Genomic DNA, 16,736 nt, shown 5'->3' on the forward strand with positions numbered 1-16,736 from the left:
TTGATTAACCTGACATGAGGACGGAACAATGGCATTTAGAAATGATGACGACAAAAAAGCATATTGGAAGGAGAATTTGTCTCTCCTCGCCAAGCTTTTGGTCGTTTGGTTTGCGGTGTCGTTTGGCGCCGGCATTTTGTTTGTCGATGTGCTAGACAATATCCACTTTTTTGGATTTAAACTGGGTTTCTGGTTTGCGCAACAAGGTTCCATTTATGTGTTCGTCGCTCTAATTTTTGTTTATATGTCAAAGATGAAGGCGATGGATAAACGTTATGGCGTAAACGAGGAGTAATACCATGGACGTTCAACTACTAACATTTATTATTGTAGGCGCAACATTTGCGCTATATATCGCCATAGCTGTATGGGCTAGAGCGGGTTCTACTAACGACTTCTACGTTGCTGGTGGCGGTGTACCCCCGGTACTAAACGGTATGGCTACCGCCGCAGACTGGATGTCGGCAGCTTCATTTATTTCAATGGCCGGTCTTATTTCCTTTATGGGATACGACGGCGCAGTTTACCTAATGGGATGGACTGGAGGCTATGTATTACTTGCCTTGTGTCTGGCACCCTACCTACGTAAATTCGGTAAATTTACTGTACCGGATTTTATTGGCGACCGCTACTATTCCCAAACCGCGAGAACTGTTGCCGTTTTCTGCGCCATCTTTGTTTGCTTTACCTATGTGGCAGGGCAAATGCGAGGCGTGGGCGTAGTATTTAGTCGTTTCTTAGAAGTCGATATCGTAACCGGTGTGGTTATTGGCATGGTTATCGTGTTTTTCTACACGGTATTAGGCGGCATGAAAGGGATTACCTATACTCAAGTTGCGCAGTTTTGCGTAATGATTTTTGCGTATATTGTTCCAGCAGTGTTTATCTCTATCATGGTGACGGGTCATATACTTCCACAAACGGGGTTCGGCGCCACGCTCGCAGATGGGTCGGGGATGCATATATTACAGAAACTCGACAGTCTGTCGGTGGAACTCGGGTTTCATGAGTATACCTCTGGGTCGAAAAGTACCATCGATGTGTTCTTTATTACTTTTGCATTGATGGTAGGTACGGCTGGATTACCTCACGTTATCGTTCGTTTCTTCACCGTTCCGAAAGTACATGATGCACGTAAGTCGGCTGGTTATGCACTCGCGTTTATCGCTATTTTGTATACCACCGCACCGTCGTTGGCTGCATTTGCTCGAGTGAATATGATTGAAACTATTAACGGACCTGAGCTAACCGGAACAAGTTACGCTGAAGCGCCGTCGTGGATTAAAAACTGGGAGCAGACTGGGCTTATCGAATTCAACGATAAGAACGGTGATGGGGTGATGTTTTACTCGGGTGATGAACGCAACGAAATGAAAGTTGACCGTGACATCATGGTATTAGCTAACCCAGAGATAGCAAATCTACCTGCTTGGGTAATCGCATTGGTAGCCGCGGGTGGTGTAGCCGCAGCATTGTCTACGTCAGCTGGCTTATTGTTAGTTATCTCAACATCGGTTTCACACGATTTATTAAAACGAAACTTTATGCCGAATATTACTGACAAGTCAGAGCTATTTTTCGCACGGCTTGCGGCTGGGGTAGCCATTGTAATTGCCGGCTACTTTGGGATAAATCCACCGGGCTTTGTAGCGCAGGTGGTCGCCTTCGCGTTCGGTCTGGCGGCATCCAGTTTCTTCCCCGCCATCATTATGGGTATATTTAGTAAGCGAATGAATGATAAAGGCGCGATTGCGGGCATGATTGCAGGTATTGCGTTCACCGCCGCCTATATTATTTACTTTAAGTTTGTGAACCCTGCTGCAAATGTACCTGAAAACTGGTGGTTTGGTATTTCCCCAGAAGGCATAGGTACCTTGGGTATGATGGTTAATTTCCTTGTTGCTTTCGTTGTCTTTAAGTCTACCGATGAAGCGCCGGAAGAAATCCAAGAGCTAGTAGAGAGCATTCGTTATCCGAAAGGAGCGGGCGAGGCATCTGCGCACTAACGATGAGAAGCTAATTGTCAAAACAAGACACTGACGCTCGGTAATTGGCCGAGCCTTTGTTAAACCAACTCGCTCAAAGAGGTAACTCTAAACGGCGGGTTGGTTTTTATCGTTTCAGGAGCATTACGTATGACCGCTATTGCCCAGCAAGTCGCAGATTTTGTTGCTGCTTCTGCGCCCTTTGATACGCTTGATGTGGATTCATTAACTGATTTACTTACCTCGGCAGAGTTGCTCTACATAACAAAAGAAAACCTAAAAACCTTAATGGGGCAATCTCGCCGAATTTATCTCATCCAAAGTGGTCAGTTTTCGGTAAGTGCAGGGCAAGAGCCCCCCCGTTATGTCAGCGAGGGAGACTACTTTGGTTTTCAGCGTGTTTTGGACGGTAGCGACTATCCGATAGCGGTGACGGTAGAGAGCCCTGGCTTAGTGTATAGCTTTGAAGAAGCACCATTCAAAGCCCTTCTTCAATACGATAGCATTAATACTTTTTTCAATGCCCTGCGACATGATGCGCTGCAAAATCAAGCCATTACAGAATCAAAATCTATGTGGTTGTACAAACCACTTTATGATTTAACCGAAAATGCCCCCATTGGCACCGATGTAAGTACGTCTATTCAACAAGCCGCTCAATTGATGACGGATAACCGGGTGTCATCCCTTTTAATCACTGAAGCAGGGCAGCTGGTTGGAATTGTTACCGACAGAGATTTACGTTCTAGAGTGGTTGCCGCTGGCATTGACCTGACGAATCCTGTTAGCAGTGTTATGACGTCGTCGCCGGCAAATGTTGCCAGTAACCTAACGTTATTTGACGCCATGGCGTTAATGACCGAAAAAAATATTCACCATTTACCCATATTAGATAAAGACAGTCATGAACCTGTAGGTATGGTAACGGCCAGTGATATTGTTCGCCACCAACGAGGTAGCGTACTATTTATCATTGGCGAACTGTCGAAAGCGAGCAATTTGTACGAATTAACACGTTTAGCGTGGCAGCTTCCGCATTACTTTTCTGCACATGCTAAACACGCAGGTGATTATGATATTGCGGGTAAAGTGCTTTCTCAAGCAACTGATATTATGACGCGAAAGCTCATTGGGTTCTTTCAGCAAGAACACGGTAAAGCCGGTATGATGTTTTCGTGGCTAGTATATGGCTCCCAAGCCAGAGAAGATCAGACCATGGGATCAGATCAAGACAATGCACTGCTGTTAGCTGAATCACCCACGCAAGCACAAGCCGACTACTTTGCGGCCATGGCGGAGTATGTCTGCAAGGGGTTAGGAAAGTGCGGTATTAAGCTATGCAGTGGCAATATTATGGCAAGTAACCCCGAGCTTCGGTTATCGCTAGACCAAGCGGTTGAGCAAGCGCGGCAGTGGGTAAATGCACCTACCAAAGATGCTATTATGCACTTTAATATTTTTCTTGATGCACGCTGCGCTGCGGGTGATGTGGGGCTGTTTAAAACGCTACAGCGCCAACGAATGCCTTTGCTCAAACAAAGTTTATTTCTTGCGGCATTATCCCGTCATACAAATGAAGTCTCTGTGCCTCTTTCTATGTTTCAAAAGTTTACTTATGAAAAAGGCGGGAAACTTAAAGATACGATTGATTTGAAAGTACGCGCGGTGGCACTAATTAATAATATTGTACGTATTTATGCTCTAGCGGGTGGAATTTCAGTACCTGGGACCCTTGCAAGGCTATCTTTATTGCCCGAAAAGTCAGAGCTTTCAACCAAGGATGCCGCGAACTTACGGGATATCTGGATATTTTTAAATCGCTTACGATGGCGTCATCAGCTTCAGCATAACGTGGCGGATAATAGTGTGTCAGTGTCATCTTTGTCTTCTATAGAAAGGCATCAGCTAAAGGCATCTTTTCAAGCTATTGAAAGAGCCCAAAAAGCGATAGTCATGAATTTTTCAGGTGGTATGGCGTAAGTATGTTGCAATGGCTAAGTGACTGGTTATCCGAGCGCGGACGAGGGTCACTTGATAGGTTCAAAAACGCGACCTTACAAGACACTACCCTGATGTCTATTGATTTAGAGCTGACTTCCTTAAACGCCAATGAGTCAGAAATTACGTCTTTTGGTTGGGTGTGTGGGCGCAACAGTAGTATTGCTTTAGAAACCTGCACTTACAGTGTTGTGAAAACCAAAGCGCCTTTAGGGCAAAGCCCAGTTATCCATGGACTCATTCAAGACCATATTGCGAAGGGCGAAAAAGTAGAAGATGTGCTAACTAAATTTATCGCACAGTTACCATCGAAGATTTTGGTTATCCATAATGCTAACTTAGATTTAGCCGTGCTAGATGCGGTATTTAGGCGATTAGATTTGCCGGCACAAGAGGTTTATTACATCGACACTTTACAACTTGCTTTGTATGAATTGAAAAAAGAGCATGAAGTCGTTCCCTCAAATAGCGCATCCCTTGGCGCATGTTTACTGAGAGCCGGTTTACCGGAGGTGCCTCAACACAATGCATTAGAAGATGCCATGGCAGCGTTACTCTTATGTTATGCACAGCTAGCGTCATTAGGGTTAACACGACAAAGTTTCTTGGCGGACTTATCACATACCAATGCCCTTGGTAGGAAAACACTTGGCGTGGTTAAACCTTAATAATTTACCCTAAACTAGGCTTTACTATATCTCTTAAACTTCCGACTCCATTACATTATGAGCCGTTTCCACGCTACCTACCACACAGTTTCTACCTTGCCCTTTCGCGGCATATAAGCTTTTATCAGCTTGAAGCATAGTGAAGTCGATGGTTTTATTATCGTCTGGATTTTTCGTTGCCACACCAGCGCTAATCGTCACCCTTGCAAGGTCTGAATCGGCGTGGGCAATATTTAAATCGAACACGGTACTTAAAAGTCGATTGGCGACTAACTTTGCGCCTTCCTCATTAGTGTTGGGCAGAATAACTAAAAACTCTTCACCCCCCACACGAACTAATTTGTCCATAGGGCGCAACAAGCTATCGTTAATCGATTTACTTAGCTTCCATAAGCAGCTATCGCCCTCCATATGCCCATATCGGTCGTTGTAGCGTTTGAAATAATCAACGTCAAACAGCATAAGAGAAAGGGGGTTATGGCTCCGCTTACCATCTTTCATAAAGCGGGGAAGATAGTCTTCTAAATAATGCCTATTGTAGGCGCCTGTTAGCCTATCAATATAAATGAGGTTTTCTAACAGATCGTTTTTGAGCTTATGGTTAAGGTGCGCTTTCACGCGATTTTGTAACGTACACGCATTAATAGGTTTGGTCACAAAGTCTACACAGCCAGAATCCCAACACTTTGATTGTGCTTCGTCTGTCGTTGTTGCGGTAACAAAAATAATGGGGATATCAGTTTTACTCGGATTTTCACGCAAGGCTTGTGCTACTTGGTGTCCATCCATGATGGGCATATTCACATCCATCAGGATTAAGTCGGGCGTGTTTTTTTCACAGTAAGCAAGCGCAGCTTCTCCAGAAGAAACAGACGTACAACTCACCATATCTTCAAGAAGCCCTTCTAAAATCATTCGAGAGCTTGCTTGATCATCTACAATTAATAAATGGCAGTCTGATAATGCTCGTTTATTTACTTGCTCAATAAACATGTTAGTCCTTAACCTACAACGCAGCCGTTTCCAATTATTTGTAAACGTTAAACCCAGAGTAACGCGGCGTATGTAAAAAATGCATTAAACAAAAGTTTAATAATTAACATTATTGCGAATTTAAATTAACGAAACAAAGAGAAGCACATACAGTATTAGGTTAGTTACCAGCCCTATCATATAAAAATAGGTTCTCGGGCTCGGGTTACGCTCAGTAGCCATCCCATAATATAGTGCCATATGAACAATTCTACATAAGCCATACACCCAAGCTAATATAGCCAGATAGAGAGGGGTAACGCTAACAAACATACAAAGTATCGCCGGAATAATAAACTGGTTTACGTTCTCAAGTGAATTGTGAAACGTTCTATGGCTTCTAAATACGAAGCTGTCGTGACTTAAGTCTTCGGCCACTTTTCCCGGTACATAAGATGATTGTTTGCGATGCGCCACAGCGGCAACGATGTTTTGAATTAATACTGTAAAAATGATTACCGCAAGCCCTGCGATAGCGTAGGTGTAAACCGTGAACATGACTTCATCCTTGTAAACTAATTAACTGGTATACGCGCTACAAGATGGTTATGGATTAAAAAAAGCATCGGGGCTAATGGGTTTTGAAATGTAGTTTTGTACAAAAGTGGGGAGTAAGTAGCGGAAACCCGCTACTTATTGAGAATGGGCTACAACGCTTTTTTGACTTCAGCGGGAAGTAATACGGTATCAATAACATGAATGACACCATTTGATGTTTTCACATCGGCTTTTATCACGGTGGCATCGTCAATCATTACTTTCCCCATGGCGGTAACAACAGTGATATCAGTACCTTCTACGGTAGTGGCACTGGTTAGCGACATCACATCTTCAGCCATTACCTTACCCGATACTACATGGTATGTAAGCACCTGTGATAGTAATGCCTTATTTTCAGGCTTAAGCAGCATCTCTACCGTACCTTCTGGTAATTTTGAAAACGCTTTATTGGTTGGGGCGAATACTGTGAAAGGGCCCTCACTTTTTAGGGTATCAACTAAATCCGCAGCTTTAACTGCCGTAACTAAGGTAGAAAACATCTCTTTACTTGCTGCAGTATCAACGATATCTGCCTTCTCTGATTCCATATGATGTCCGGCAAAAGCCGATAGACTTATCAAGCTCATCATTACCAATGGGATTAACTTAACCATAAATACCTTCCTTAAATTTTGGGAGAACATAAATTGATGTAGCGAGAATGGTTACGCTTCTTCTACCAAAATTGATGATTAAGTTTACGTAATAGAAAGCAGAGCTTTAGATGAGAATGTAAAAATAATGTTAAATTTAGTAAATTGCGCTATACTTCGCCAAGGTGTTAATAGGGGAGGGCTGCATTATGTTACTTCGACATCTTATTACCGCACTACTCGTTTTATTCAGTTTAGCTATGCTAGGTTGTGCTAGCACTACGCCTGTTGTTGCCACGAATCCTTATCCAGCATTACACGATCATTTATTCCCCAGCTATGCGTCTTTTCCGATTGAGACACAAGAGCAAGTCTTTGCACTTGAGGAAGATGCGCAGCTATTTGTAGATGAGGCTGTTTTTGAGTCAGGAGGAAAGACAACCAACGTAAAAGGGCTAATTTCCTCAATCTTTGATCATTCTGAAATGGGGTTGTTGTACCGCAGCAATGCGAATTCGGTTGCCAGTGAGACGTTTAATAATCGTTCTGCCAACTGCCTTTCTTTATCAATCATGACTTACGCCATGGCGCAGCACGCAGGCTACGATGCCACTTTTTATGAAGTAGATATACCTGAATACTGGACGCGACGAGATGGCTTTAGTTTTTTAAACGGCCACGTCAATTTAACCATCAATGTACCTAAAGACCCATTAGTGACGAATATCGGGCCAAGTAGCGCAGATGTTGATTTTGATCCGCAAATGATTAGAACGCATTTTCCACGGGTGCCTGTTACCAAGCGCCTTGTGCTGTCTATGTTCTATAACAATAAAGGTGCAGACGCGCTAATTGCGAACAGTTATACGCGGGCATACAGCTACTTTAGGGCTGCTGCAGTTTTATCACCTGAGTTACAACAAAGTTGGGTTAATTTAGGTGTGCTTTACCGTATGGTCGACGCATTTGAAGCCGCAGAGCAAAGTTATCAGTTTGCGTTAAATCTGGATGAGAACAATCTGACGGCGTGGGACAACTTGTCTATCTTGTATTACCACCAAGGGCTATTTGATAAATCAGCACAGATTAAAGCAAAGGTGGAGGCGCAACGAAAAGAAAACCCTTTTTACCATTTCATACTTGGGGAACAAGCTTTGGATGAAGGAGAGTTTGCAGACGCTTTAACACATTACCAGCGCGCACTTCGCTTAGACAATACAAGACACGAAGTGTTTTTTGGGTTGGCTAAAGTGTATTACGAGATAGGCGATATCAGTAACGCTGAGCGTTACATCAAACGCGCCATCCAACTTGCACCCAATCCACAGGATGAGAACCGTTACATGAGTAAGCTTTCTAACATTGCTCTGAATTACTAATTCATAACGACTAACGACTTACAAAACAACTAATGACCACTTACATGCGGCGAACGCACGAATAAATTGCACCAACAAAAAAGCCACGTTTTAACGTGGCTTTTTTTTAAAGAGAATAGCGCTCTTTAGATAACACCTAGCTCTTTCAAACGTTCCTGCAGATATGTGCCTGCAGTATGGCGTTCTGAAAGCTTCACATCTGGACGAGGGTGCAAGAACAATGGCAATGAAATACGGGATTTGGTCATGTCTGCGCCATCTGGATTCACTACACGGTGAGTCGTAGATGGGAAGTAGTGACCCGATGCTTCTTGAAGCATATCGCCGATATTCACAATTAAGCTACCAAAATCGCAAGGTACGTCTAACCAGCTGCCATCTTGCGCTTTTACTTGTAATCCTGGCTCGTTAGAAGCTGGAAGAATAGTAATAAGGTTAATATCTTCGTGAGCCGCTGCGCGAATAGCATCTACTTCTTCTTCGCCACTTAGTGGTGGGTAGTGAAGTACACGTAATAGGGTCTGATCTGAATCTTTGATCATGTCGCCTAACGGTTGACTGTACTTGTCGCTTACTTCCTCTGGAGAGTGTTTTTCAATCCAGCCTAAAAGCTCAGAGGCAAGCGTGTTCGCTTCTGAATAGTACTGTGACAGCAAAGGACGAAGTTCGTCAGGACATTGACCCCAAGGGTAATAATGGAAGTACTCTTTAATATCTTTTTTCGTGAAGCCTTTGGCTACCTCAGAAACGCTTTGAGGGAAAAAGCCATCTTGCTTACCTTTGTTGTAAAGGTAGTCATTTTTTTCTTCACTATCGAAAAAGCCTTGCCAGCTATCATAAATGCCTTGCACAAGTGACTGTTGAATTGGGTGGTTTTTCAATACCCCAAAGCCCGTCTCTCGTAGTGACTTAACGAATTCTTCTTGGGCGTTTTCCGCCGTGTAATCAACAGCAACTAATTGCATAACTTTATCCCGTTTAATTTGATTGCGGCATTATAAGGGTAGACGGGCCGCCAAAAAAGCTTTGGTAGTTGACTTAAATCAATCAACGTCATCTAAGATGCCTAATGTAATCAATGTAGACCATTTAGTCTACATTTGGGCAATAACTTAGCCTTAAACTTAATCTAGTATTAGTTCAATCTAATCGTTTAGCCAAGTGTTAAGTAAAAGCCAGCGAGTGCTGCGCTCATCAAGTTTGATAACGTTGCTGCAATAACCGCCTTTAAGCCTAAATGAGCAATTTCTTTTCTGCGTGTCGGAGCCATAGCACCAATACCACCCATCAAAATAGCAATAGAAGACAAGTTTGCAAAACCACAAAGTGCAAAAGTGACAATAGCTTGTGTTGATTCAGATAACTCTGAACGTACATCAAGGTAGCTCAGGTAGGCCACGAATTCGTTAACTACCATTTTCTGACCGATGAAGCTTCCTGCTATTTGGGCTTCTTCCCATGGAACGCCAATTGCCCATGCTAGAGGTTGAAGTATGTAACCCATGATCCCTTCAAAGGTGACATTTTCATAACCTAATAAACCACCTGTCCAGCCAACTAGACCGTTGAACATGGCAATAAGGGCGATGAATGCAAGAAGCATAGCGCCCACGTTCAATGCGAGCGTCATCCCAGATGCAGCGCCGCTAGCTGCTGCATCGAAGACGTTGGCATAGCCTGAGTCTTCTGAATCTATTTCGCTTAAGCCGTCTTTAGGTTCTTCTGTTTCTGGCAGAATAATCTTTGCCATTAACATACCACCAGGGGCTGCCATAAAGCTTGCTGCGAGTAGGTATTTTAAGTCAACGCCCATACCTGCATAACCTGCCATTACGGAACCTGCAATAGAGGCAAGGCCACCTACCATCACGGCAAATAGCTCAGAACGCGTCATATGAGGTATGAAGGGACGAACGACCAATGGAGCTTCTGTCTGCCCTACAAATATATTTGCTGCCGCTGACATAGATTCAGGGCGGCTGGTTCTCAATACCTTTTGGAGGAAACCACCAATTACTTTAATAATTAAACCCATCACTTTTAAGTGATACAGCACAGCAATAAGTGATGAAAAGAAAACGATAACGGGTAAAACATTGAAAGCAAATATAAAGGCAATAGATTTATCGCCAATAGGGCCAAACAGGAAGTTAATACCGTCTTGGCTGTAGGCAATGATGTTAGCAACAAACCCCGTCGCTGCTAACAGAACTTCTTTGCCAGGCTCAGAATACAGAACAAATGCACCGATTAAAGCTTGCATAGCAAAGGCGCCACCAACAGTACGCAAACTAATGCTGCGTTTCGCCGACGAGAGCGCGAATGCAATACCTAAAAGGACTGCAATGCCCAGTAAACTCACCATAATATCAATCCTTTATAGAAGCGCTTGCTGTATGTGAGATTTGATCACATCTAGAGCAATTTGGTTTTTACCACCTTGTGTAACTACTACATCAGCAGTGAACCGGCTTGGCTCGATAAATTGGTGATACATCGGTTTTACAGTTTCTTCGTACTGTTTGGCAACTGACTCGATAGTGCGTCCACGTTCTTTGATATCTCGTATCATGCGGCGCATAAGACAGATATCCAGTGGGGTATCGACAAAGATTTTCACGTCATAAAGTGGCAGAAGATCTGCACGAGCAAGCAGCATAATTCCTTCAAGAATAATAACTGGTGCTGGGTTCAAACGTTCAGTGTCAGGCAGGCGAGTATGCGTTTTAAAGCAGTAATGAGGATAATCAATAGGTTGACCATCTCTAAGTGCCTGCAAATGCGCTTTAAGCAATTCATGCTCAAATGCATTGGGATGATCGTAGTTGTTTTTTTCTCGTGCTTCCATGGGCAAGTGGTCTTGAGCGCGATAGTAGTGATCTTCGCGAAGCACTTGCACAGGCCTTCCTTGAGCAGAGAAGCCGTTAAACAAATTTTCGGTAAACAGTGACTTTCCAGAGCCTGAAGCTCCAGAAATGGCAATAATTAAAGGCGATTGCATAATTCTAGAAAGCTGATTTTATTGGAGCAAAGATACGCGTTTAGCCTCTATGAATCAATGTTATATTCATACCAATTGGTCAAATGGATCGCTATTTGCTAGCTGAATCAATAACATTCGCTTATTTTGAGCGCGTTTTCATTCCTAAATTTATTTTCATATCACTGTCATAATTGATTAAAAAATAGCTAGTTCCCAATAATTTCCACATCTTCAGGGGACAAACTGGTAAGCGCATAAGAGTGTTGTTTTGAACGAGAGCCTTCCCCCTGAGCTCGTGGAGGGTAATAACGTTCTTTTTCCTCAGGGTACAAGGCAAACACTTCATCTAACGACGCGCGAATCTCGCTTAAGGTTTTATCTAAGTTGGCGTTAAAGTCTGGCCTTTTACGTTTGGTATGCCCTAGTTCAATCAATCGTGAAAAGGCTTTATTAGCTAGTGCTATCAGCTCAATCGGCACATCTTTGTGCGGTGGAAGTGGGTGCTCTGGGTTCTCGGTGCAATATTTAACGAGTGCCGTATAAAAGCAAAGGGGCTTGTTTTGCAATATAACAACGGTGTCATTTACGCTATTGCCTAACGTTTTATCTCGCAAATTAATAACAAGTTTGGGCTTAGGTGGGGCAACTAACTCTTCATTGATAATGTGCTTTGCTTTTCGCTGCCTAGGAATAGCAAACGCTGGCCCAAGCAGCACCGATACTATCAACGCCCACCAACTCATCGTCAGGTTTTGATACATAGGAAGCGATTGCATAGTTAGCGTAATTTTTTGCTCTGCATTTTCGAATATAAAAGTATGGGGTAAGCTGTACTCGGGATACGTTTCATCAGCATTTACACCCTGAATTGAGGTGACTCTAATCGGGTAATTGTCAGCGGCTAAATCTTCGTTGATAGTTTCAATATACCGACCTACCGCATACGTATTTACGGGGGTATTTAGCGTTGCATTCCCAACATCAAGAAACGCACTGTCTAATATAATTCTTCTTTCTACGTTGTCTTTCGCATTATGGCGAGCAGACTGAATACCAATAACCTGACCAAACGTACTGATGATTTGAAGTACCGCAAAAAGTATCAGTACACAAATTAGGGTAAACGGGCGAACAGTTGACATCATACTACTCATCTTTGCTACATCCATTCACGAGAACGAGAGTTTTGTAATAGGGGCGTGAGTGAGAATCGGCGATATCTTTCACTACAGACTGCATGGCGCAAAGTAAATCGGTGTTTTGCATTTGCATTTTTAAAAACCATTGCATGCCGCTAACGCTCTTTAGTAGAGGGGTAGCATAGTTCTTAGACAAAATTTGCTCATCTTCTTCAGCCCAATACGATGAGATAATATCGACTTCTCCCGCAAGCAATGCTCTGCGCAAATCTTTGTGGGAATTGAAGTACACAATGTCTACGTTGTTCTCAGTTAACCCAAGATTTTGAAGTATGGTTTTTGGAACGATGTGACCTGAGCGGCTGGAAGGGTAATCGAGCAGCCCAATTCGTTTGCCAAGCAAGTACTCTTTTTCAAGCAGGGGCTTTTCACGTTGAGATATAAAGAAAGCGCTGTAATTAGGGTGCGATGCTATTAAAGTTAAACCATAAATTTGATCTGCACCGAAGGCATCTACTACATTACGTTTAATCAACGCTAAATCGACCACGCCATGGTTTATATATCGAAAGGTATCGTAGTCGCTTTGCCCGACGATGACCCTGACTTGGCCAAATTGCCTTTTGATGATTTTGTTATCGCATAAACGTTCTAAGGCCATATTCGCGATAGAGCCATCTGTGACATACACTGAAAAGATGTCTAGGTTGTTTTGTAACTCGGTTTGGCAGGTTAAAGTTCGACCAGTTTGAGGGGGCACCGGAATAAATTCTATTTTCTGTGAAAAATAGCCAGCGCTGCCGCAAACAAGTGCGGCAATAAGGAGTATGATCCACCTTCCGGTAGCAATAATTCTGACTTTTGGCAAAAAAATAACCAAATGAGTTAGTGATTTATGTGCTAATTTCATCAGCTAAGGTTATTTATTGCAATAGGTAAATTTATTTTAATTGGTTATAGTCATGAAAAATAAGTGCTTTTTACAAATCAGACTGAATTTTGTTAAACGCTGTTTATTAGTCCATGATATGTCATCAATAGAAACCACAAGAACAAGTCAGACGACCTTGGTTTTGATAAGTAAAATAACTTGACCAAATGGTCAGGTGTGTGGTGCAAAAAATGCGATGAAATCACGTCACGGAATTGACGAAATATACAAAACTGTAATAAATATGACACGAAGGTCTATAACAATTTCATCCACTCAAAGAAGTCTTTTAGTCAATATCAGAGGTCGTAGAGGGGAATAAATTCCCTCTACGCTAAAAAAAAAGAATTTTAAACAAAAAGGGAAACACACATGTACTCATCAGCTAAGCTCAGCCGCGTTGCTGCAGCAGTTGCACTAACAGTGGGTCTAACCACGACTGCAATGGCTCAAGTAACGTCTTCAGATATGAATGGCCAGATAGTCGGTCCAAACGGCAACCCTGCTGTTGGAACCGTAGTTAAAGTAACTCACGTACCAACTGGTGCGGTTAAATCAGTCACGGTAAATAGTGCTGGTACATTTAACCTTCGTGGTTTACGTGTAGGTGGTCCTTACACTGTTGAAATCGACTCAGATGAATTCGCAGATCAAACTATCAGCGACATTTACCTAGAACTTGGTGAAGCGGCAACTATCCAAAGAACACTTGAATCTGCAGCTAACTACGAAAATATCGTAGTAACCGCTTCTCAAGTAGGTAGCTTGGCATTCGGTCAAACTGGTCCTTCAGCAAACTTTGACTTGGCAACACTTCAACAAGCGCCAGCGATCAACCGTGATATCACTGATATCGTTCGTATTGACCCTCGTATCTATGTGAATGAAGGCGGTAGCGGTGGTATCCAGTGTGTTGGTAAAAGCCCACGTTTTAACAGTTTGACTGTTGATGGCGTTCGCATGAATGACCTTTTCGGTCTTAACTCGAACGGTTACCCTACAGAAAGAATGCCTTTCTCTTTTGACGCTATCGAAGGTGTGTCAGTAGAAATTGCTCCTTTTGATGTAATCTACGGCGGTTTCTCTGCGTGTAACATCAGTGCAGTAAGTAAAACAGGTACCAACGAAGTTCACGGTTCTGCGTTCTACGACTATGGTAGCGACAGCCTACGTGGTGACTCTCTTGAAGGTGATGATATCAACCTTGGTAGTTACACTGAAAAACGTTACGGCTTCACAGTGGGTGCACCGCTGATTAAAGATAAGCTATTTGTTTTTGCTGCTTACGAAAAACTAGAAGGCGCGAACACATTTGACCGTGGTGCCATTGGTTCTGGCGCAATTAATGAAGTAGCGCTTTCACAAGCACAACTTGAGCAGATTCAATCTGTTTCTCAGTCATTGTATAACTTTGATGCTGGTACAACGCCACTTAGCATGCCTAACGAAGATGAAAAGCTTCTTGTTAAGTTAGACTGGAACATCAACGAAAACCACCGTTTTGCGTTTACCTATAACTACAACGATGGTAACAACTTCTCAGAATCTGACGGCGACGCAGATGAGTTTGAACTATCAAGCCACATCTACGAGCGTGGCGCAGAGCTACAATCATTTGTTGGTGTACTTTACTCAGACTGGACAGACAAATTCTCGACTGAAATTCGTATTTCTCGCACTGAGCTAGATAACCTACAGCGTTCTATGTACGGTGACGGCACTCCAGGCGGCAACGATTTCGGCGAAATCAAAATCGAACTTGGTAATGACACAGATGATTCTTCTGATGATTTAACCGTTTTCTTAGGTTCTGATGACAGTCGTCAAGCGAACGACCTAGATTGGGAAGCGCTTAGCCTAATGTTCCGTGGTAACTATTACTTCGACAACGGCCACGCGTTAACTTTCGGTTACGAGAGCGACAAACTAGATATCTACAACCTTTTCGTTCAGCACTCTGAAACATCTATTACTTTTGAAAGCCTAGATGATTTCGCTAACGGAACTAATGCAGAAATTGAATACGGTTATGCTTATTCTGGCAACCTATTAGACCGTGCTGCAGAGTGGGGTTACACGTCACACTCTACTTACGCACAAGATGAGTTCTATCTTACTGATGATTTAAAAGTTGTTGCTGGTTTACGTTATGACTGGATTACAACATCAGACGAGCCTGTTGGAAACGTTGATTTCGCAATTGAGAACGGTTACGACAATACGGCTAACCTAGATGGACTTAGCTTGCTACAACCACGTGTTGGCCTTAACTACACAGTAAGTGATTCAACTGAACTACGTGGTGGTGTTGGCTTGTTCTCAGGCGGTAACCCGAACGTATGGATGACAAACAACTATCAAAACACCAATGTTGTTGGTGGTGAAGTTGATGGTGAATACGCCAACTTATTCGACGGCAGTGTTACATGGGTTAACACAGAAGACGGCGTAACTGCTGGTCCTGGTTACTCAGTACCTTCTGATTTAGACGAAGCAATGTCTTCTGGTGCAGGTAGTAACTTTGAAAGTAACAACCTAGATCCAGGCTTCGAAATGCCTCGCGAATGGAAAATTTCTGCGGGTATGACTCACATCAATGACGAAGACTACGTATTTAACTTAGATTTCCTTCTAAGTGTGACGCAGAAACAAGCCATGATTAAATATGTGGGTCTTGAGCGTGTAGGTACAACTGACGAAGGTTACCCTGATTATGATTCAGTAGGTTACGGTTCACTTGAACTGACTAACTCTGATGAAGATTCAGTGTCTTACTCACTAACAGCGACCATGAACAAGTCTTGGGATAACGGTATTACTTTCACCGGTGGTTATAACTACAGCCACGCTGAAGATGTACAACCAATGACGAGTTCAGTAGCGTTCTCTAACTTCCAGTACAGAGCATTTACTGACATTAACGAAGAAGTATCTTCAGTGTCTGATTGGAATATCGAGCACCGCTTTACTGCTGACCTTCGTTACACCACTGAACTTATCGACGGTTACAGCACTATCTTCTCTGCTTACGCAGTAGCGCAGTCTGGTCGTCCGTTTAGTTACACCATCAGTGGTAACTCTGTATATGGCTACACGCCATACCTTGAAGGTAACAACGTGTTACCGATTGGTGCAGAGCGTAACGACCAAACTAGCCCTTGGTGGTTCAAAATGGATATCGCAGTTAGACAAAATATTCCTGCGTTCCGTGAAGATCACTCAGCTCAGGTTTACTTCGTAATGAATAACTTCACCAACTTCATCAATGATGAATGGGGTATTTTGGAAGAAGTTAACTTCAATACTGCTGCGCTAGGTACATCATCTCCTGAAAGTCGTCAGGGTGATGCATCACTTTGGGAAATGCGTGTAGGTATTGACTACCGCTTCTAAGCAACAGTTTAAAAAACAGTTGTAGTGTTAAATGCCACTTTCCAATTTTGGAAGTGGCATTTTTTTTATCTTGTAAATCAACTTCTCTCTATGTT

At 43.0% G+C, this 16,736-nt stretch carries 14 protein-coding genes; 6 read left to right on the forward strand and 8 right to left on the reverse strand.

Translation table 11 applies throughout. From position 1 onward, the window contains the following. The first annotated feature begins 28 nt into the window (after positions 1–28). The 4 genes from R1T43_RS03565 (at position 29) to R1T43_RS03580 (ending at position 4,651) form a co-directional block, all read left to right on the forward strand. Positions 29–295: a DUF4212 domain-containing protein gene (locus R1T43_RS03565; protein WP_211071758.1), complete on the forward strand. Its 267-nt coding sequence runs from the start codon at positions 29–31 to the stop codon at positions 293–295. A 4-nt stretch (positions 296–299) separates the two neighbouring features. After that, complete coding sequence (locus R1T43_RS03570; RefSeq protein WP_317352947.1) at positions 300–2,006, forward strand: sodium:solute symporter family protein; 1,707 nt, start codon at positions 300–302, stop codon at positions 2,004–2,006. A 129-nt stretch (positions 2,007–2,135) separates the two neighbouring features. Further along, positions 2,136–3,965, forward strand: a complete 1,830-nt coding sequence (locus R1T43_RS03575; RefSeq protein WP_317352950.1) for a DUF294 nucleotidyltransferase-like domain-containing protein — start codon at positions 2,136–2,138, stop codon at positions 3,963–3,965. 2 nt (positions 3,966–3,967) lie between these two features. Then, the gene (locus tag R1T43_RS03580; protein ID WP_317352952.1) at positions 3,968–4,651 is read left to right on the forward strand and encodes a 3'-5' exonuclease; all 684 of its coding nucleotides are present in this window, start codon (positions 3,968–3,970) and stop codon (positions 4,649–4,651) included. A gap of 33 nt (positions 4,652–4,684) precedes the next feature. On the opposite strand, the gene R1T43_RS03585 is transcribed toward R1T43_RS03580, so the two are convergent. The 3 genes from R1T43_RS03585 to R1T43_RS03595 all read right to left on the reverse strand — a co-directional run bounded on the left by R1T43_RS03585 (position 4,685) and on the right by R1T43_RS03595 (position 6,837). Beyond that, on the reverse strand, positions 4,685–5,644 hold the full coding sequence (locus R1T43_RS03585; protein ID WP_317352955.1) for a diguanylate cyclase: 960 nt from the start codon (positions 5,642–5,644) through the stop codon (positions 4,685–4,687). Between the two features lie 120 nt (positions 5,645–5,764). Then, positions 5,765–6,181, reverse strand: a complete 417-nt coding sequence (locus R1T43_RS03590; RefSeq protein WP_317352958.1) for an MAPEG family protein — start codon at positions 6,179–6,181, stop codon at positions 5,765–5,767. A 149-nt stretch (positions 6,182–6,330) separates the two neighbouring features. Further along, complete coding sequence (locus tag R1T43_RS03595; RefSeq protein ID WP_317352961.1) at positions 6,331–6,837, reverse strand: fasciclin domain-containing protein; 507 nt, start codon at positions 6,835–6,837, stop codon at positions 6,331–6,333. 188 nt (positions 6,838–7,025) lie between these two features. On the opposite strand from R1T43_RS03595, the gene R1T43_RS03600 reads away from it, so the two are divergent. Then, positions 7,026–8,195, forward strand: coding sequence for a tetratricopeptide repeat protein (locus tag R1T43_RS03600; protein ID WP_317352964.1), 1,170 nt, complete (start codon positions 7,026–7,028; stop codon positions 8,193–8,195). 125 nt (positions 8,196–8,320) lie between these two features. On the opposite strand, the gene R1T43_RS03605 is transcribed toward R1T43_RS03600, so the two are convergent. The 5 genes from R1T43_RS03605 to R1T43_RS03625 form a co-directional block, all read right to left on the reverse strand. Further along, complete coding sequence (locus tag R1T43_RS03605; RefSeq protein ID WP_061997909.1) at positions 8,321–9,160, reverse strand: isopenicillin N synthase family dioxygenase; 840 nt, start codon at positions 9,158–9,160, stop codon at positions 8,321–8,323. 188 nt (positions 9,161–9,348) lie between these two features. After that, on the reverse strand, positions 9,349–10,560 hold the full coding sequence (locus tag R1T43_RS03610) for a NupC/NupG family nucleoside CNT transporter (protein ID WP_317352970.1): 1,212 nt from the start codon (positions 10,558–10,560) through the stop codon (positions 9,349–9,351). A gap of 12 nt (positions 10,561–10,572) precedes the next feature. Continuing rightward, a complete protein-coding gene (gene udk / locus R1T43_RS03615; RefSeq protein ID WP_061997908.1) occupies positions 10,573–11,196 on the reverse strand; it encodes a uridine kinase in 624 nt (207 codons plus the stop codon). A gap of 188 nt (positions 11,197–11,384) precedes the next feature. Further along, on the reverse strand, positions 11,385–12,323 hold the full coding sequence (locus tag R1T43_RS03620; protein WP_317352974.1) for a hypothetical protein: 939 nt from the start codon (positions 12,321–12,323) through the stop codon (positions 11,385–11,387). Position 12,324: 1 nt separating this feature from the next. Next, positions 12,325–13,185, reverse strand: coding sequence for a PhnD/SsuA/transferrin family substrate-binding protein (locus R1T43_RS03625; protein ID WP_247670851.1), 861 nt, complete (start codon positions 13,183–13,185; stop codon positions 12,325–12,327). A gap of 435 nt (positions 13,186–13,620) precedes the next feature. Between R1T43_RS03625 and R1T43_RS03630 the strand changes: the two genes are divergently transcribed. Next, a complete protein-coding gene (locus tag R1T43_RS03630) occupies positions 13,621–16,641 on the forward strand; it encodes a TonB-dependent receptor (protein ID WP_317352979.1) in 3,021 nt (1,006 codons plus the stop codon). Positions 16,642–16,736: the final 95 nt, after the last annotated feature.

The sequence above is a fragment of the Alteromonas sp. CI.11.F.A3 genome, assembly GCF_032925565.1.
In the GTDB taxonomy this organism is placed as follows: domain Bacteria; phylum Pseudomonadota; class Gammaproteobacteria; order Enterobacterales; family Alteromonadaceae; genus Alteromonas.